Source organism: Streptomyces sp. CA-251387 (assembly GCF_050936625.1).
GTDB lineage: Bacteria > Actinomycetota > Actinomycetes > Streptomycetales > Streptomycetaceae > Streptomyces.
In genome coordinates this window covers 6696901-6714857 of sequence record NZ_JBNJMJ010000001.1, presented here as the reverse complement: position 1 = coordinate 6714857, position 17957 = coordinate 6696901, and the positions used below count along the sequence as shown (strand labels likewise).

At 69.8% G+C, this 17957-nt stretch carries 14 protein-coding genes; 9 read left to right on the top strand and 5 right to left on the bottom strand.

The window, feature by feature from the left end; all coding sequences use genetic code 11:
• The first annotated feature begins 60 nt into the window (after positions 1 to 60).
• The 7 genes from ACQEV2_RS30175 to ACQEV2_RS30145 all read left to right on the top strand — a co-directional run bounded on the left by ACQEV2_RS30175 (position 61) and on the right by ACQEV2_RS30145 (position 9457).
• Positions 61 to 459, top strand: coding sequence for a DUF742 domain-containing protein (locus ACQEV2_RS30175; protein WP_003997626.1), 399 nt, complete (start codon positions 61 to 63; stop codon positions 457 to 459).
• Complete coding sequence (locus tag ACQEV2_RS30170; protein ID WP_388801008.1) at positions 440 to 1015, top strand: GTP-binding protein; 576 nt, start codon at positions 440 to 442, stop codon at positions 1013 to 1015. The genes ACQEV2_RS30175 and ACQEV2_RS30170 overlap by 20 nt, the downstream gene beginning before the upstream one ends.
• 387 nt (positions 1016 to 1402) lie before the next feature.
• A complete protein-coding gene (locus ACQEV2_RS30165; RefSeq protein ID WP_433048292.1) occupies positions 1403 to 4675 on the top strand; it encodes a sensor histidine kinase in 3273 nt (1090 codons plus the stop codon).
• Between the two features lie 10 nt (positions 4676 to 4685).
• Entirely contained in the window at positions 4686 to 5099 is a 414-nt protein-coding gene (locus ACQEV2_RS30160) for a roadblock/LC7 domain-containing protein (RefSeq protein WP_004983065.1), read from the top strand.
• Positions 5100 to 5194: 95 nt separating this feature from the next.
• Entirely contained in the window at positions 5195 to 5767 is a 573-nt protein-coding gene (locus tag ACQEV2_RS30155; protein ID WP_433048289.1) for a DUF742 domain-containing protein, read from the top strand.
• Complete coding sequence (locus ACQEV2_RS30150; protein WP_029183992.1) at positions 5748 to 6329, top strand: GTP-binding protein; 582 nt, start codon at positions 5748 to 5750, stop codon at positions 6327 to 6329. Before ACQEV2_RS30155 ends, ACQEV2_RS30150 begins: the two co-directional genes overlap by 20 nt.
• 92 nt (positions 6330 to 6421) lie before the next feature.
• Positions 6422 to 9457 carry an NACHT domain-containing protein gene (locus tag ACQEV2_RS30145; RefSeq protein ID WP_433048285.1) on the top strand — a complete coding sequence of 1012 codons (3036 nt, stop codon included), beginning with the start codon at positions 6422 to 6424 and terminating at the stop codon, positions 9455 to 9457.
• 60 nt (positions 9458 to 9517) lie between these two features.
• Here the strand turns inward: ACQEV2_RS30145 and ACQEV2_RS30140 are convergent, their stop codons facing one another.
• The 3 genes from ACQEV2_RS30140 to ACQEV2_RS30130 form a co-directional block, all read right to left on the bottom strand.
• Positions 9518 to 9712, bottom strand: coding sequence for an acyl-CoA carboxylase subunit epsilon (locus ACQEV2_RS30140; protein ID WP_433048282.1), 195 nt, complete (start codon positions 9710 to 9712; stop codon positions 9518 to 9520).
• A gap of 57 nt (positions 9713 to 9769) precedes the next feature.
• The gene (locus ACQEV2_RS30135) at positions 9770 to 11353 is read right to left on the bottom strand and encodes an acyl-CoA carboxylase subunit beta (RefSeq protein WP_433048279.1); all 1584 of its coding nucleotides are present in this window, start codon (positions 11351 to 11353) and stop codon (positions 9770 to 9772) included.
• 154 nt (positions 11354 to 11507) lie between these two features.
• A complete protein-coding gene (locus tag ACQEV2_RS30130; RefSeq protein ID WP_433048276.1) occupies positions 11508 to 13865 on the bottom strand; it encodes a polysaccharide lyase 8 family protein in 2358 nt (785 codons plus the stop codon).
• A 149-nt stretch (positions 13866 to 14014) separates the two neighbouring features.
• Here ACQEV2_RS30130 and ACQEV2_RS30125 point away from each other — a divergent pair, with 149 nt between their 5' ends.
• Entirely contained in the window at positions 14015 to 14569 is a 555-nt protein-coding gene (locus tag ACQEV2_RS30125) for a YceI family protein (protein ID WP_433048273.1), read from the top strand.
• Positions 14570 to 14733: 164 nt separating this feature from the next.
• Here ACQEV2_RS30125 and ACQEV2_RS30120 read toward each other — a convergent pair whose 3' ends face one another.
• Positions 14734 to 15333 carry a YdeI/OmpD-associated family protein gene (locus ACQEV2_RS30120; RefSeq protein WP_433048270.1) on the bottom strand — a complete coding sequence of 200 codons (600 nt, stop codon included), beginning with the start codon at positions 15331 to 15333 and terminating at the stop codon, positions 14734 to 14736.
• Between the two features lie 381 nt (positions 15334 to 15714).
• Between ACQEV2_RS30120 and ACQEV2_RS30115 the strand changes: the two genes are divergently transcribed.
• Positions 15715 to 16497 (top strand): S1 family peptidase, encoded by a 783-nt coding sequence (locus ACQEV2_RS30115; protein WP_433048267.1) that lies wholly within the window; start codon positions 15715 to 15717, stop codon positions 16495 to 16497.
• Positions 16498 to 16584: 87 nt separating this feature from the next.
• On the opposite strand, the gene ACQEV2_RS30110 is transcribed toward ACQEV2_RS30115, so the two are convergent.
• The gene (locus ACQEV2_RS30110) at positions 16585 to 17943 is read right to left on the bottom strand and encodes a hypothetical protein (RefSeq protein WP_433048264.1); all 1359 of its coding nucleotides are present in this window, start codon (positions 17941 to 17943) and stop codon (positions 16585 to 16587) included.
• Positions 17944 to 17957: the final 14 nt, after the last annotated feature.

Genomic DNA, 17957 nt, shown 5'->3' with positions numbered 1-17957 from the left:
CCCATCGGCCTTCACCAGACGGCTTGACTGACCGACTTGCTGTCCCCGCCCGGAGGATTCATGACCCCGCCCACCGCCTCTCATGATCCGTACGCGGAGCCGTACGAGGATGAGGGCGACCAGCCGCTGGTACGGCCGTACGCGATGACCGGCGGCCGGACGCGGCCGCGCTACCAGTTGGCCATCGAGGCCTTGATCAGCACCACGGCCGACCCGGCAGCACTCATGGGGCTCCTCCCGGAGCACCAGCGCATCTGCCATCTGTGCCGTGAGGTGAAGTCGGTCGCCGAGGTCTCGGCGCTGCTGTCCATGCCGCTGGGTGTGGCCCGGATCCTCGTCGCGGACCTCGCGGAGGCCGGCCTGGTCGCCATCCACCAGCCGGGTGGCGACGAGAACAACGGCGGCGCACCGGACGTGACGCTGCTCGAAAGGGTGCTCAGTGGACTTCGCAAGCTCTGAACCGGGGCGGGCCACCACCTCCGCCAAGATCGTGGTGGCGGGCGGCTTCGGCGTGGGCAAGACCACGTTCGTGGGCGCCGTCTCGGAGATCAACCCGCTGCGCACCGAGGCCGTGATGACGTCCGCGAGCGCGGGCATCGACGACCTCACGCACACCGGTGACAAGACCACCACCACGGTGGCCATGGACTTCGGCCGTATCACCCTGGACCAGGACCTGATCCTGTACCTGTTCGGTACGCCGGGCCAGGACCGCTTCTGGTTCATGTGGGACGACCTGGTGCGCGGCGCGATCGGCGCGGTGGTGCTCGTGGACACCCGGCGCCTGGCGGACTGCTTCCCGGCGGTCGATTACTTCGAGAACAGCGGCCTGCCCTTCGTGGTCGCGCTCAACGGCTTCGACGGGCACCAGCCTTACCAGCCCGAGGAAGTGCGCGAGGCGCTGCAGATCGGTCCGGACACCCCGATCATCACGACGGACGCCCGGCACCGCTCGGATGCCAAGAGTGCGCTGATCACGCTGGTGGAGCACGCGCTGATGGCGCGGCTGCGGTAGATCAAATCGGAAGCGCCATACGGCAGTTGTCGTAGATGTGGCGGAGCCGACTGTGGCCTTTGACACGGTCGGCTTCGTTGTTCATAACGTTTCGGCAGAGGAATCGGGTGGTACGGCCACTCGTCGCGGTCAAGCGGTCTCGCTGCGCGCACAAAGGCCCCGTCTTTTGACGGGGCTCGTTCTTTATGACCGTTTTATCTGGGGCTTACATCACTCCGAATCCGCCGCTTCCACTGTTTGGAAGAGCGCAGGCCGACGTGCTGGAATGCCTGAACTGCCCAATAGTCAAAGACGTACTCAGCAGTACTGCGTACTCAATGGCGAACTGGGCTCTGAGACACTGCGGCACAACGTAGGTGCCGACCCCGCCGGAAGGTTGTTGGTCGAGTGAGGCGAAGCAAGAACAGTCCCGAGCCGTCGGCCCGGGGCAACTTCACCCCGCCGCCGCGCGGAGCGGCGCCCGCCCCTGTGCCCGGATCGGAACCCACGGCGGCGCCCGCGCCCAGCGGCGGCCGTCTCTCCCCGCGCAACTGGCGCGTGCCGACCCGGCTGAACGCGATCCTGCTCATACCCGTGCTGGTCGGCCTCGTCATGGGCGGCTTCCAGGTCAAGAGCTCGATCGACACCTGGCAGGAGGCCGAGGACGCGGAGAACACCGCGCGTCTGGTGCAGGCCGCCCTGGCCTACGGCGACGCACTCCTCGTCGAGCGCGACTCGACCGCCGCTCCCCTGCTGCAGGGCAAGGGACAGGACGACCCGGCGGTCGTCGCGGCCCGCGACAAGACCGACAAGGCCGCCGACGCCTTCGACGAAGCCGCCCAGAACATGCCGGACCGGCCCAACCTGGAGCGCCGTCTGGAGCGCTTCCGTGAGGTGGAGCCCGACCTGGCGGAGCTGCGCGCGGCCGCCTACACCGACAAGCTCGAGGGCGTGGAGACCGAAGAGGGCTACGTCGAGGTCGAGCACCGCCTGCTCGAGTTCTCCAACGAGCTGGGTCTCGGCACCGGCAACATCACCAGCTACGGCCGTACCGTCTACGCCATCTCGCTCACCAAGGGCGCGCTCTCCCTGGAGCGCTCCATCGGTATGCACATGCTGGTCAAGCCGGGCCCCAAGCCCACGGACCTGGCCCGGCAGCGCATCGCCCTCACCTCGTACGCCTACCTGGAGGGCATCGCCATCCAGGAGTACATCAGCGGCGGCACCGAGCAGGACAACCAGAAGCTCGACAACGCCAAGAAGGACATCCAGGCCGAGGGCCTCGCGATGGCCAAGGCGGCCAAGCAGAAGAACCCCGACTACGTCCCGCCGCCCGCCAAGCCGGAGACGATGGTCGGGTTGCTGGCCCGGCTGACGTCCACGGACACCAGTGAGCGTGCCGCGCTCGCCCAGCAGGGCATCACCGCCGAGAACTGGTGGGCGGTCAACACCCTCAAGTACAACGCCTACCGCGACATCGAGAACGACCTCGCCAACACCGCGGTGAACGAGGCCGCCGCCATCTCCGACGACGCCAAGCGCGACGCCCTGATCACCGGTGCCGCCGTCGTGGTCGCCCTGCTCGCCGCGTTCATCCTGGCCGGCATGGTCGCCCGCCAGATGTCCCGCGCGATGCGCCAGCTGCGCAACGCCGCCTTCGGTATCGCCGAGCAGCGTCTGCCGATGCTGGTCGACCAGCTCTCGCGCACCGACCCCGGCCGCGTGGACACCCGTGTCGCACCCATCCCGATCAACACCCGGGACGAGATCGGCGAAGTCGCCCGCGCCTTCGACCAGGTCCACCGCGAGGCCGTCCGGCTCGCCGCCGAGCAGGCCCTGCTGCGGGGCAACATCAACGCGATCTTCACCAACCTGTCGCGCCGCAACCAGTCGCTGATCGAGGGCCAGCTGACCCTGATCACCGACCTGGAGAACAACGAGGCCGACCCGGACCAGCTGGAGAACCTCTTCAAGCTGGACCACCTCGCGACCCGTATGCGCCGCAACGGCGAGAACCTCCTCGTCCTCGCCGGCGAGGAGCCCGGCCGCCGCTGGGACCAGCCGGTCCCGCTGGTCGACGTCCTGCGCGCCGCCTCCTCCGAGGTGGAGCAGTACGAGCGCATCGAGCTGTCGGGCGTCCCGGAGGCCGAGATCCACGGCCGCGCGGTCACCGACCTCGTGCACCTGCTCGCCGAGCTGCTGGAGAACGCGACGACGTTCTCCTCCCCGCAGACCAAGGTCCGCGTCACCGCGACCCGTCTCCCCGACGGCCGCATCATGATCGAGATCCACGACAAGGGCATCGGCCTCACCGCCGAGGACTTCGCGGACATCAACCACAAGCTGGCCAACCCGCCGACCGTGGACGCCGCGATCTCCCAGCGCATGGGCCTCTTCGTGGTCGGCCGGCTGTCCGACCGGCACGGCATCCGCGTCCAGCTGCGCCCCTCCGGCGAGCAGGCCGGCACCACCTCGCTGGTCATGCTGCCCGACGCGATCACGCACGGCGGTGGCGGCGAGCAGCAGCCCGCCCACGACGAGTTCACGGTGTCGCAGATCATCCCGGAGCAGAACTTCCAGGGTGAGGACTTCAACAACGGTCTGCCGATGCGCACGGCCGCCGAGCTCGGCTTCGACGACAGCCGCTACGCCGAGGTCCCCGACGACATACGCGAGCTGGACCCCGTCGGCCGCTCCCTGATGCGTGAGGAGCGCCGCGCGGCCCTGGAGGCCCAGGCGCACGGCCAGCAGCCCGGCCAGGAGACGCCCGAGGCGCCCGCGTACGACGAGTTCACCGGTCAGCAGGGCTACGACGGCCAGAACGGCTTCCCCGAGCAGCCCGGCGGGTACGACCCGCAGCGGGCGTACGAGGAGCAGCGGCAGACGTCGTACGAGGAGCAGCAGCAGGCTGCGTACGACGAGCCTCAGCGGGGCGGCTATGACGAGCCGCAGCGGCCGTCGTACGACGACCAGTACTACGCGCCGAACGGTGGCCTGCCGCAGAACGACACCTTCTCGTCGGGCGGCGGCTACCCCGAGCCCTCGTATCCGGAGCCGTCCCACGAGGAGCCCGCGGCCGCGAGCGCGTCCGCCTCGGAGACCTTCCCGGCCTTCGAGCAGCGGCGTCAGCAGGACGACTGGCCGCAGTCGAACGGCTACCGCAACGGATACCCGGACAGTTACGCTCCGGAAACGGAATCTGCGCAGGCCGATGACGCAAACGAGCATGACCGCGTAGGCTTCGACCGTCCGGGACCGGCTCCCTCCGCCGGCCACGCGCTGACCGATGCCGGGCTTCCCCGCCGCGGGTCCACGGCGAGCGGCACCAACGGCGCACGGCCCGCGCGGCAGGAAGCGCCGGCCCCCACACCGGAGAGCAACGGCGACAGCAGCTGGCGTTCGCAGAACGACGACCGCTGGCAGCAGGCCGCGCAGCTCCGGAAGCCCAAGGCAGGCGGGGTGACCTCCTCCGGCCTGCCGCGGCGGGTACCCAAGGCCAACCTGGTCGAGGGAGCCGCCGCAGCCACCCCACAGGGCGGCCCACAGGTCTCCCGCGCTCCCGAGGACGTCCGGGGCAGGCTGAGCAACCTGCGCCGGGGTGTCCAGCGGGGTCGCAGTGCGGGAAGTGAAACGAACGGCCAGGGCTTCGGTCCTGACAGCACCTACAACCAGGAGCGTTAGTGTGAGCCCGATGAGCCAGGCGGCACAGAACCTGAACTGGTTGATCACCAACTTCGTGGACAACACCCCCGGGGTGTCGCACACGGTGGTGGTCTCCGCCGACGGACTCCTTCTGGCGATGTCCGAAGGCTTCCCGCGCGACCGCGCCGACCAGCTCGCGGCCGTCGCCTCCGGTCTGACGTCACTGACGGCAGGCGCCTCCCGCATCTTCGAGGGTGGCAGCGTGAACCAGACGGTTGTGGAGATGGAGCGGGGATTCCTCTTCATCATGTCCATCTCCGACGGTTCGTCGCTCGCCGTCCTCGCACATCCCGAGGCGGACATCGGCCTCATTGGGTACGAGATGGCGCTTCTGGTCGACCGTGCCGGTACGGTCCTGACACCGGACCTGCGTGCGGAGCTTCAAGGCAGCCTGCTCAACTAACAGACAGTCGGTGCGTTTTGGCGTCCCGGGGCCGTAAGGTTTCGGGACGCGGCTCCACATGATGGGTGCCAGGCACAGTCGGAGGAGGAGAGAAAGTGGCAACACCCCCAGACGGTTCGTCAGCGGGCAACTGGTCGTACGGCCCTGCCCAGGGGCACGGCGACGGTTCCCAGAACCGGTACAACTTCCCCTCCCAGCCGAGCCAGCGTCAGCCGTACGCCCCGCAGGGCCCCGGGCCCTCGCCGTACGACCAGCCGCCGACGCCGCGCATCCAGCCCGTGCAGCCGCAGCGACGCGCCCCTGAGCCGGCGCCCGCAGGGGCGTCGAACAACCCCCTGGTGCGCCCGTACGCCATGACCGGCGGCCGGACGCGCCCGCGCTACCAGCTCGCCATCGAGGCACTGGTGCACACCACCGCGCAGCCGCACCAGATGCAGGGCCAGCTGCCCGAGCATCAGCGGATCTGCAACCTCTGCCGGGAAATCAAGTCGGTAGCCGAGATCTCCGCGCTCCTGACGATCCCTCTCGGCGTGGCCAGGATCCTCGTCGCCGACTTGGCGGAGGCGGGCCTGGTCGCCATCCATCAGCCGGGCGGCGACGAGAACGCCGGCGGCCAGCCAGACGTGACACTGCTCGAAAGGGTGCTCAGTGGACTTCGCAAGCTCTAGCGGCGGTCCTTCCCGCTCCACCACCTCCGCGAAGATCGTGGTGGCGGGCGGCTTCGGCGTGGGCAAGACCACGTTCGTCGGCGCCGTCTCGGAGATCAACCCGCTGCGCACAGAGGCCGTCATGACGTCTGCGTCGGCGGGCATCGACGACCTCACCCACACCGGAGACAAGACCACCACCACGGTGGCCATGGACTTCGGCCGTATCACCCTGGACCAGGACCTGATCCTGTACCTGTTCGGTACGCCGGGCCAGGACCGCTTCTGGTTCATGTGGGACGACCTGGTGCGCGGCGCGATCGGCGCGATCGTCCTGGTCGACACCCGCCGTCTCGCCGACTGCTTCCCCGCGGTCGACTACTTCGAGAACTCGGGCCTCCCCTTCGTCATCGCCCTCAACGGCTTCGACGGCAACCAGCCGTACTCGCCGGACGAGGTCCGCGAGGCGCTGCAGATCGGCCCCGACACCCCGATCATCACGACGGACGCCCGGCACCGGGCGGACGCCAAGTCGGCGCTGATCACGCTCGTCGAGCACGCCCTGATGGCGCGGCTGCGCTAGCCGGCCCGTCTCTTCGGCACGTTTCGCTTGCGGCCCTCGTTCCTCCTGTGGGAGGGATGGGGCCGTAAGTCGTTCGGGGAGGGGATACGAGGGTGATCGCGGAGACGGCCGCATTACGGCTGGGCACGACCGTGGCGAACACGGCGGCGCAGATCTGGCTCGGAGGCAGGCGGCGCGAGCAGGAACGCCATCTGTCCATCGAGGAGCTGGCCCGGGTGCGGATACCCGGGGTGAAGTTCTCGCGGAGTGTGAAGCGACAGTTCGAGCAGATCGCCGACGCGGTGTTCGACCGTCTGGAGCCGTTCCTGGAGCATGAGTTCAGGCGTCTGGAGGAGTCCGGGCGACAGGCGGTGATCGACGCGGTGTGCGACACGTTCGCGGCGGCGGACCTCTCCGACGGGGCGCTGCTCGCGGCGGACGCCCAGCCGGCCGAGCTGATCCGGCGGATCACCCGGGAGGTGCGCCCGCCGGTGGGGCTGGGCGAGGCGGAAGGCCGGTTGTACGAGCGGCTGTTCAACGAGTGCGTGGAGTACTACGTACGGATCGTGCGCGGCCTGCCGGTGTTCGAGGAACGGGCGCTGGCGGAGCTGTTGACGCGAACGACGTCGCTGGGCGCGGAGATCGCCCGGGTGTTGGAGCAGTTGCCGGACCGGTCACTCTTCGCGCCGGAGGGAACGGACCGGGACGAGGGGTTCCGACGACGATACCTGGAGCTAGTGAGCGCATCGCTGGACGAGGTGGAGCTGTTCCGCCGTACGTCGGACCGGGGGGCGGCGCAGGCTCGGCTGTCGGTGGCGTATGTGAGCCTGCGGGCCACAGGGGACGACGGGACAGGGCGGCGCTCAGCAGGCCCCCGGCAGCGCTCTCTGCCGCCGCTGCGGCCCGATATGAGCGACTGGGAGGACGGCGGCAGGCGCGAGGCCGCAGGAATGCGCGTGGAGGCTGCTCTGGGCGGCGCCTCGCGGGTTCTGCTCCGCGGTGAGGCCGGCTCCGGCAAGACGACGTTGCTGCGGTGGCTGGCGGTCACAGCGGCGCGGGGCGCGTTCGCCGGCGAGCTGGCCGGCTGGAACGGTCTGACGCCGGTGTTCGTAAAGCTGCGGGAGTACAGCGGGCGGGCGCTGCCGACGCCGGAGGCGATGCTGGACTCGGTGGCCGGGCACATCACCGGCGTGATGCCGAAGGCATGGGTCGAGCGGCAGTTGGCGGTCGGGAAAGCGTTGCTGCTGATCGACGGAGTGGATGAGCTGCTGGATGGGGAGCGTCGTGCGGTACGCGAATGGCTGCGCAAGCTGCTGGCGGCGTACGGAGAGGTGAGGGTGGTCGTCACTTCCCGGCCCGCGGCAGCAGGCGCGGACTGGCTGCGCCGCGAGGAATTCACGGCGCTTCATCTGGACCGCATGACGCCGCCCGACCTCGCGGCATTCGTGCGGCAATGGCATCAGGCGGTGCGGGAACTGGGCGAGGAACTGCCGTGTGCGGTGGAGGAACTGCCGCAGTACGAGCAGTCGTTGCTGAACAGCCTAAAGGACCGGCCGCATCTGCAGTCGCTGGCGGGGACGCCGCTGCTGGCGTCGATGCTGTGCGCGATGCATCTGAACCGGGGCAGCCAACTCCCCCGCGACCGGATGGAGTTGTACCGGAACGCCCTGCACGCCCTGGTCCATGAGCGGGACGCCCACCGGAACGTCCCCAGCGCCGTGGACAGCAGACTCAGCCTCGGGGACAAGCTGGTGCTGCTGCGGGATCTGGCGTGGCGGCTGTCGGACAACAACCGCAGTGAGATCTCGCTGGAGCAGGCGGAGCGGCACGTCGGGCGCAAGTTGGCGGGGATGCGACACCTGGAGGAACAGGACGGGGTGCGGGTCCTGGACCAGTTGCGGGGGCGCTCGGGCGTGCTGCGCTCCCCCGCCGTGGGGCGACTGGACTTCGTGCACCGCACCTTCCAGGAGTACCTGGCCGCCGAGGAGGCGACGGAGGAGGACCGCATCGGCAACCTGGTCGGGCGGGCGCATCTGGACATCTGGCGCGAGACGATCATCATGGCCGCGGGGCATGCCAACCGGCCGCAGCGGGAGGAACTGCTGGGCGGGATCCTGGACCGCGCGGAGGAGGAGCCCCGGCACGCGCGGCGGTTGCGGTTGTTGGCGGCAGCTTGTCAGGAGACGGTGCTGGAGGTGTCAGAGGGGCTGGCGGGGCGGTTGGATGGGGCGGTGGAATCCCTGTTGCCGGCGCGACGGGAGACGGATCCGCCTGCGCTGGCGGCGGTAGGGGCGAGTCTGCTGCGGAAGATGCCTCGGACGCTGGGGGAACTGACGGAGAAGGCGGCCGTACAGACCGTGCGGACAGTGGCGTTGATCGGCGGTGAAGAGGCTCTGGCACTGCTGGCGGAGTACGTCCGGGATGATCGCCGTCCTGTCATCGCCGAACTCATAGACGCCTGGGCCTACTTCGATGCGGAGGCCTACGCGCATGAGGTCCTGGCCCACCTGTCGCTGACGGGCCGTACCGTCAAGCTCACACACTCCGGCCAGTGGGCTGCGGTACGCCGCCTGGCGTCCGTCGACACGCTGGCGATCCACCATCCCTTCACGGACCTTGCGGCGTTGGGCGAGCTGCCACCCCTGCGAGAGCTCGTGATGTTCAATTCTCACGGCGTCGCAGACCTCACCGAGCTGCGTGTGCAGCCCTCCCTCGCGGTCCTCGCCATCTTGGGCAATGCGACTCTGGAGCACCTGGAAGCCCTGCGCGACCTGCCGAACCTGCGGGAGCTCTACTTGGGGCTCAGCGGTACACCGAGCCTCGACGGCCTGCGTCTCGGGTCGGACGTACGGTCCCTGGGACTGCTGAACGTGAGGGCGGACACGGACCTGGCCCCGCTCGCCCACCAAGACCACATCACGCAGCTGAACGTTCTGCCCATGGGCTACAGCCTGCCCGCCGACCTGAAGGCCGTGTTTCGCATGCCCCAACTCACCAACCTGAGCCTGCACGACGCCGACGTGGCCGCCTGGTCGACCGAGCCACCAGGGTTTCCGCCGAACCTGAAACGCCTGGCCCTGTACAACTGTCTCCTGCCCGACGACCCACGCGCCCTGGAACTGCCCGGCGTGGAAGTCATCATTGGCTGAAGCACACCACGGCCCCGCGCTCCCCACCGGGAGCACGGGGCCGCAGCCACACTCAAAGACTCAACGCCAGCTGTGCGGCGCCCGGAAGCCGGGCTCGCGCTCCAGGCGGCGCCAGCCCGCCTTCGCGCGGCCTCGGTGGGCCGGAGTCGGGGCGGAGGGCTGGGCGGCGGCGCGGGCCAGGAGGATCGCCGTGATGGCGGCGACTTCCTCGGGCTCGGCGTGGCCCTTCTCGACGCGAATATCAGGGAGGTTCATGGGTGTCAGTCTCCGTGAGAGAGGTTTCCGCGGGGGTGCCGCGAAGGGTCCGCCGGGTTACTGCGGGGGGTTGCCGTGCTTGCGGGAGGGCAGGTCGGCGTGCTTGGTCTGGAGCATCGCCAGGGACTTGATCAGCACCTCGCGGGTCTCCGAGGGGTCGATCACGTCGTCCACGAGACCGCGCTCGGCCGCGTAATACGGGTGCATGAGCTCGGACTTGTACTCCTTGACCATGCGGGCCCGCATGGCGTCGGGGTCCTCGGCCTCGGCGATCTGCCGACGGAAGATGACGTTGGCCGCACCCTCCGCGCCCATCACGGCGATCTCGTTCGTCGGCCAGGCGTAAGTGAGGTCGGCCCCGATGGACTGGCTGTCCATGACGATGTAGGCACCTCCGTACGCCTTGCGCAGGATCAGCGAGATCCGCGGCACGGTCGCGTTGCAGTAGGCGTAGAGGAGCTTCGCGCCGTGGCGGATGATTCCACCGTGCTCCTGGTCGACACCGGGCAGGAAGCCGGGTACGTCCAGAAGAGTGACGATCGGGATATTGAAGGCGTCGCACATCTGCACGAAGCGCGCGGCCTTTTCGCTGGCCTCGATGTCCAGCACACCCGCGAGCACCTGCGGCTGGTTGGCGATGATGCCGACCACCTGGCCGTCCAGCCGGGCCAGCGCGCAGATGATGTTCCGCGCCCAGCGCTCGTGGACCTCCAGGTACTCGCCGTCGTCGACGATCTCCTCGATGACCTTGGCCATGTCGTACGGCCGGTTGCCGTCCGCCGGGACCAGGTCGAGCAGGACGTCCGACCGGCGGTCGGCGGCGTCCGTGGACTCCACCCGGGGCGGGTTCTCGCGGTTGTTCTGCGGGAGCAGCGACAGCAGGTAGCGCACCTCGGCGATGCACGTCTCCTCGTCGTCGTACGCGAAGTGGCAGACGCCGGACGTCTCGGCGTGCACATCCGCGCCGCCCAGGCCGTTCTGGGTGATCTCCTCGCCCGTCACCGCCTTGACCACGTCCGGGCCGGTGATGAACATCTGGGAGGTCTCGCGGACCATGAAGACGAAGTCCGTCAGGGCGGGGCTGTACGCCGCGCCGCCCGCGCACGGGCCGAGCATGACCGAGATCTGCGGGATGACACCGCTCGCCTTGGTGTTGCGCTGGAAGATGCCGCCGTAGCCGGCGAGGGCGGAGACACCCTCCTGGATACGGGCGCCCGCGCCGTCGTTCAGGGAGACCAGCGGAGCGCCCGCCGCGATGGCCATGTCCATGATCTTGTGGATCTTGGTGGCGTGGGCCTCGCCCAGCGCGCCGCCGAAGATGCGGAAGTCATGGGCGTAGACGAAGACCGTGCGGCCCTCCACCGTGCCCCAGCCGGTGATGACACCGTCGGAGTACGGCTTCTTGGCCTCCAGGCCGAAACCGACCGCGCGGTGCCGGCGCAGCTGCTCGACCTCCCGGAAGGAGCCCGGGTCCAGCAGCAGCTCGATCCGCTCCCGGGCGGTCAGCTTGCCCTTGGCGTGCTGCGCCGCGGTCGCCTTCTCGCTCGGACCGGCCAGCGCCTGCGCACGGATCTCGTGCAGCTCGGCGGTCCGCCCGCGGGCGTCGATCGGCTCACCCGGTGCCTCTTCCAAAACGGTCATGTAGCGACCTTACGAAGGACGAGAAGGAAAGCGAGCCGTTGACTCCGTACAGTCTCCGGAGCGTTTTCCTGGTACCACTGAACAGAACCATCACGGCATGCAGCCTTTCCGACTGCTCAGAGGGCGTGCGGGTTGTCGGGGTCGCACAAAGACGTCAGCCGAGAGCCACCTCACATCGGTGGGTCGTACATACCATCCCCGGAGTGACACGGACACGCAGTCGGCGGCCCGCCGAGAGGACCTCGACCGAGTCGTCCGCCCGTACGATCCGCCGTACGGGGTGGTCCCAGGTGATCTCCAGCGGCTCGCCCGTGCGCGGCGGCTCGCTCACGCAGAGCGTAGCGGTACGGCCCCGGCGGCGGAGCAGCACGCTCGCGCCGGCGGAGGCGGCGAGCGGGCCCGCCGTACCCGGCTGCCAGAAGGTGGCGGCCGTCAGGCCGAGGGAGGGGACGCGGACCGCCTGATGGGCGGCGTCGTTGGCGAGGACCGACAGCCAGCGCCGGTCGGCGGCGCGGGCGGCCACCTCATCGCGGCCGGCGCCGGGCATGAGCAGGTAGACGTACGTCGCGTCCGTCGCGTCCGTGCCGTGGTCCAGCCAGAGGGTCTGCCAGCGGCGGGTGCGGCGCTCGGCCGTACTGCCGGTGTTGATGTCGGCCCAGGCGCCGGTGCGGTCCTCGCGCAGGGTGCGCAGATCGCCGTACGGCACCACCCAGCCGCCGTGGCCCTCCAGGTGCGCCCAGCCGGGTCCGCGTACGAAGGCCTGGGTGCCGCCCTCCCCCAGGTTGCGGTTGTCGACGACCGTCTCGACGGGGACGCCGTCGGCGCAACTGATCCCGGCACCGAGGCAGATCACGGCGTCCGCGACACAGAACCACGACTTGCGGGCCTCGAGGGTCGACCCCAGTCCCTTCACGTGCTGCCCGATCGCCGCGTACTCGCCGTCGGTCGTGCCGCCGACCCATCGCACGTCCGGCTTGGGCTCGCCCCACTCGCCGCCCGCCTTGTCGGGGAGGCGCTTGGTGGAGACGGTCGTACCGGGGAGGCGGTACCAGTCGACGGTCGGCCAGTACCAGTCCGTGTACTGATCGGACCGGCCGCCGAGACCCTCCGCCCACCAGGAGAGCATCCCGGCACCGGTGTGCCAGCCGCGCGGGTTCTCGCCGTTGCCGCACTCGTAGTACGCGATGCGGTCACTGGCCATGGCGATGTTCGCGACGAACCGAGGACGGCGGTGGACGGCCCGGTCCATGGCGGCGAAGAGGTGGTGGCCGGTGGGCTCGGGCGCGGCGGGGATAGGCGACGCGGCGACGGCGTGCAGTCGGGCGAGGTCGGCGACCCCGAACTGACGGGCCGTCAAGATCGGTGTGACCGTGGCCCGTTCGATCCACCCCTTGATACGGCCGTGCCAGCGCTCCCGTTCCGCCGCGCTCGCGCCGTCCGCGAGCAGGGCCATGGCGGCGATGACGCCCTGGCCGTGGAAGTGGTCGCTGCGCATCACGTGCCGCTCGTCGCTCTTGAGGTAACCCCGGCTGATGGCACGGCCGTTGACGCTGTCCATCATCAAGCCGTCGTGGATGAGGGGCGCGTAGGCACGCTCGACGCTGTCGAGCGCGATCTGCTTGTTCGGGTCGGTCACCGCCCACTCGGATCCGGCGAGCAGGGCGAAGAGGCGGCCCAGTCCGTCGAGGAGGACCTGGCCGTAGGTGCCGGAGTAGGCGACCCAGGTGTGCTGGACGAAGGAGCCGTCGGCGTAGAGGCCGTCGCCCTTCGTGACGTACGGGAAGACCGGCGAGAGCGCGTCACGGGCGAGCGCGATCTTGACCGGGGCCCGGCCGAGGATGCCGCGCAGGGCGGCGCTGCGGCACAGGTCGACGCGGTTGGCTCCGGTGGAGGTGCCGGAGTAGTCGGTGAGCAACGAGTCCGGGATGAAGTGGTCGACGGCCGCGCAGGCGGCGGTGATCCGGGCGTCGCCGAGGTGGCCGTACAGGGCGGCCGTGATGTCCATCAGCAGGCGGGGGCTGCCGATCTGCCATTCCCACCAGTTGCCGTAGCGGGTGGTCGAGGGGTTGTAGACGGTGGCGGAGAGGTGGTCGAGGCCGCGCAGGACGTCGGCGAGGAGGGCCGGGTCGGCGGTGGAGCCGGTGCCCTGCTGGACGTAGGCCTGGGTCATGGTCCACAGGCGGCCGTAGCTCTGGGTGATGCCGGCGGGCGGGTCGTAGGGGTGCCCGGGCCAGAGGGAGGTGGGAGTCGGGCTCATGGCCGCCTGGAAACCGCGGGCAAGGGTGCCGGTTTCGGCGAGGCGGGAGGCGTACGGCTGTGCCGCGGGGTCGTAGCCGGTACCGAGGGCGATGTCGAGCCAGCGCAGGCGGAGGGTGTCGTAAGGGTCGGCAACGGCTGCGCGGGCGGTGGGAGCGGCCGGAGCGGCCGTGGTCAGGAGGGCCGCCGTGAGTAAGACGGCTCGGCGGGTGGGGCCCGTGGAGGCTCTTCCGGAGGCTCTTCGGTGTGGGTTCATGCCCTGGGCATCTACCACCTCAGAGTAGTCACGCCAACACCTTGCGGATGATGTTGAATCCTGAACGGAATAGGTCTAAGGTCGGTCGCGTTGATGTAGTTAAAGATTCAACATCCTCGGGATTCAGCATCCTGGCGAAGGAGTACGTCATGACGAACACCGACCTGTCCGCACTGACCGGCGACTACACGATCGACGCGGCCCACTCCACCATCGGCTTCACCGTCCGCCACGCCATGGTCACCAATGTCAAGGGCAAGTTCCTCGACTTCAGCGGCTCGCTGCACCTGGACGGCAGCGACCCGTCCGCGTCCACGGCGTCCATCGACGTCAAGATGGAGAGCATCGACACCGGGTCCGCGGACCGCGACGGCCACCTCAAGAGCGCCGACTTCTTCAAGATCGACGAGTTCCCGACGATGACCTTCCGCTCGACGTCGGCCGAGGCCGTCGGCGGCGACGACTACCGCATCACCGGCGACCTGACGATCCTCGGCACCACCAGGCCGGTCACCATCGACCTGGAGTTCAACGGCGCGGCGAAGGACCCCTTCGGCAACGAGCGCGTCGGCTTCGAGGGCAAGGCGGAGATCAAGCGCTCCGAGTGGGGCCTGACCTGGAACGCGGCCCTGGAGACGGGCGGCGTGCTGGTCTCCGACAAGATCAAGCTGAACTTCGACATCTCGGCGATCAGGAACGCGTGAGCCTTCGGCGACAACGCCGCCGCCTGCTTCCTCCTCCCCTCCCGCTGAGCACTCGCCCTCCTACTCCCCCGTGTCAGGAGGGCGGGTGCTCGGTCATGTCTGCCGTGTCTGCAGAGATTCCGCATCGGGGGAGGCGCCATGCCCAGGAAGACAGGACCGGCTGGTCAAGTTCGCGAAGGCGGCGGTGGAGAACCGACGGAGGACTCCAACTTCGCCACCGCGGAGGCCACTTGAGCCGCGCGGCTCTCCGGCGTCCGCGCCCGGAGGATGCCGAGCATGACGAGGTACCGATCCGTCCTGCCCAGCCCGTCGAAGGCCGCCTCGGCCCGGGGATTCCGCTTCAGTGCGGCCGCGAGGTCGTCGGGGACGGTGGCGTCCTTCTGCGACGCGTACGCCGCCGCCCACCGCCCGTCGGCCTTCGCGGCGTCCACCTCCGCGAGCCCGGCGGGCCGCATACGGCCGGCGGCCGTCAGCTGCTCGACGCGCCGCACATTGACCATCGACCACAGGCTGTCCGGCCGTCGCGGAGTGATCCTCTGAAGGAAGTGCGTGGCGTCGAGCCCCTTGCGCTGACCGGTGATCCAGCCGTGGCACAGGGCGACGTCGTTGACCTCGGCGGCGGTGACGGAGGGGATGCCGGAGCCCTTCTTGGCGACCTTGATCCAGAGGCCCTGGTGCTGGGGTGCGGGGTGGGTGGTCAGCCAGGTGTCGAGGGCGGTGGCGGACTCGAAGGACAGGGGTTCGGTGCCGTCGAGGGGGGTCATGGGAAACACGGTAGGTGCGCTATAGGTCAGTTCTTGGCCTAGAAGGTCGGCAGGCCGGGGCCTGTGGCGGCTCGGGTTGCATTCCGGCCGGCCGACCGCTGTCGTCAACGGCCCGTCGCCGCCCGGCTGGTGGCATGCCGCCGGGGAGCGGTACGGACGGCGGTTCCCGGGCGGGGCGCCCGGGTCCTGAGCGGGCGTGGCCGGATTTGGCCACTTGTGAAGGCGCTCACAGCATTCCCATAATCCAGCAACAGATTTGACCGGCGCATGTCACAAGGAGAGGTTCCCCTTTCCCTCTCCTTTCCCCTTGTGTGGCATGCCCCTGACGGACCAGCGCTCTCCAAACGTTCGCATGTCCAACCCCCCACGGAAGGCATCACGTTGAAGAAGCTCCTCACCGCGCTCAAGAGATGCGCGGCCATCGGCGCCACCGCTCTCGCGATCGTCAGCCTTCAGCCCGTCTCGGCCGCGGAGGCCGCTCCCCAGCCCGTCGTCGGCGGAACCCGTGCCGCACAGGGCGAGTTCCCGTTCATGGTCCGGCTCTCCATGGGTTGTGGCGGCGCGCTCTACACCCAGCAGATCGTGCTCACCGCCGCGCACTGCGTGGGCTCGACCGGCCCCAACACCAGCATCACCGCCACCGCCGGCGTCGTGGACCTGCAGTCCACCAGCGGCCGCGTCCAGGTCCGCTCCACGTATGTGTACCGGGCGCCCGGCTACAACGGCAACGGCAAGGACTGGGCGCTGATCAAGCTCGCCCAGCCGATCAACCTGCCGACGCTGAAGATCGCCACGACCACGCAGTACAACACCGGCACCTTCACCGTCGCCGGCTGGGGCGCGGCCACCGAGGGCGGCGGCCAGCAGCGCTATATGCTCAAGGCCAACGTGCCGTTCGTCAGCGATGCCCAGTGCCGTTCCTACAGCGGCTACAGCGGCCTCATCGCGAACGAGGAGATCTGCGCCGGCTACCCGCAGGGCGGCGTCGACACCTGCCAGGGCGACTCCGGCGGCCCCATGTTCCGCCGTGACGCCAACAACGCCTGGATCCAGGTCGGCATCGTCAGCTGGGGCATAGGCTGCGCCCGCCCGAACGCCCCCGGCGTCTACACCGAGGTCTCGACCTTCGCCTCCGCGATCGCGTCGGCGGCGTCCGGCCTCTGATCTTTCAGCACCTCTGACCTGCCAGTACTGCGGGCCCGGCGTCCTCCGACGCCGGGCCCGTGCCTGTCGCGCCCACCGGCCGTCCGCTCAGAATCCTCCGCCGTCGAACCCTCCCCCGCCGAAGTCCCCTCCGCCGAAGCCTCCGCCGTCGAACCCACCTCCGTAGTCCCCAGTATCGAAGTCCGCCCCGGACACGTCGCCGCCCTCATGACCTCCGCCGCCGTACCCGTACCCCGCGCCGTAGTCGGCCGCGTAGGCGGGGGTGGCCATCATGCTGCCCAGCATCGTGCCGATGAGCAGGCCGGGGAGGATGCCGCCGCCGAAGTAGCCGCCGGCCCAGGGGCCGTAGGCGGGGCCGGCCTCCCAGTACGGTCGGCGGCCGTGCTCGGTGTCCACCTCGCGGACGACGGGGTCGCGACCGGCGGCCAGACGGGTCTGGTCGGCCGCGCAGACCGGGACCTCGCGGGCAGCGCCGCCGGGCGGGGTCCAGGTCTCGTCGGCGACCGCCGGGCCGTGGCGCGGGTCGAAGAAGCAGGGCGGGCGGCGTTCCGGCAGGGGCCGGTGATCCCGGCGGGCGGCCAGCTGGGTGAGGGAGAAGCGGCCGTCCGCCAGGGCTTGGGTGACCGCCTTGACGTCCTCCGGTTTGCGGGCCCCGTCCATGAGCCGCTTGGCCTTCTCGTAGGTGTCCAGCGCGCGTTCGTAGTCCGCGCGCATCGCGTCGTCGGCGCCGGGCTCGGCCGGGTGGAAGTCCAGGCGGTCCAGTTCCTCGCCGAAGGCGGTGATGTCCTCGTCGACCACGACCCGCAGCTTCTCCAGCGCCGCCCGCTGCTCCTGCTCGTGGCGCCGCCGGTTGCGCCGGACCAGCGCGTACGCGCCCGCGCCGCCCGCCGCCAGCACCGCGCCGACCGCGATCAGCCCGCTGACGTCCACGCCTGCGCCGCCCCCGCCGTCGCTCCAACTGGCGGGCGCCGTGCCGCGCACGTTGCGCAGCGCCGCGTCGACGAAGTCGTTCAGCTGGGCCTTGGGATCGCCGGCGCTCTGCACCGAGGTGACCAGGTTGTTCACGCCTTGCCGGGACAGCACGACGGAGTCGGCCGCCGCGTCGAAGCGATCACCGACCCGAACGCCGTACAGGCCCGTGACACCGGTCTCGGTACGGAGGTTCAGCAGGAGGTTCTGTGTCGGCTGATCGGCCGGGAGGACGGCGACGAAGACCGGCTTGTCGGCGTCCCTGATCTTGTCGGCGAGCGCTTCGGCGTCAGCCGACGACAGCTGGTCCGAGGCGGCGGGGGCCACGTAGACGGGATCCTCGCGCAGCGCCTCGGCGACCTGGGAAAGGTCCGTGGCCGCATGTGCGCCGGGCGCGCCGGCCATGAGCACCGCAACAGTCGCGGTGACCGGCACGATCAGCGAGCGCATGAGGCCCCGGAACAGCGGAGTCCTCATACCCTCGACGCTAC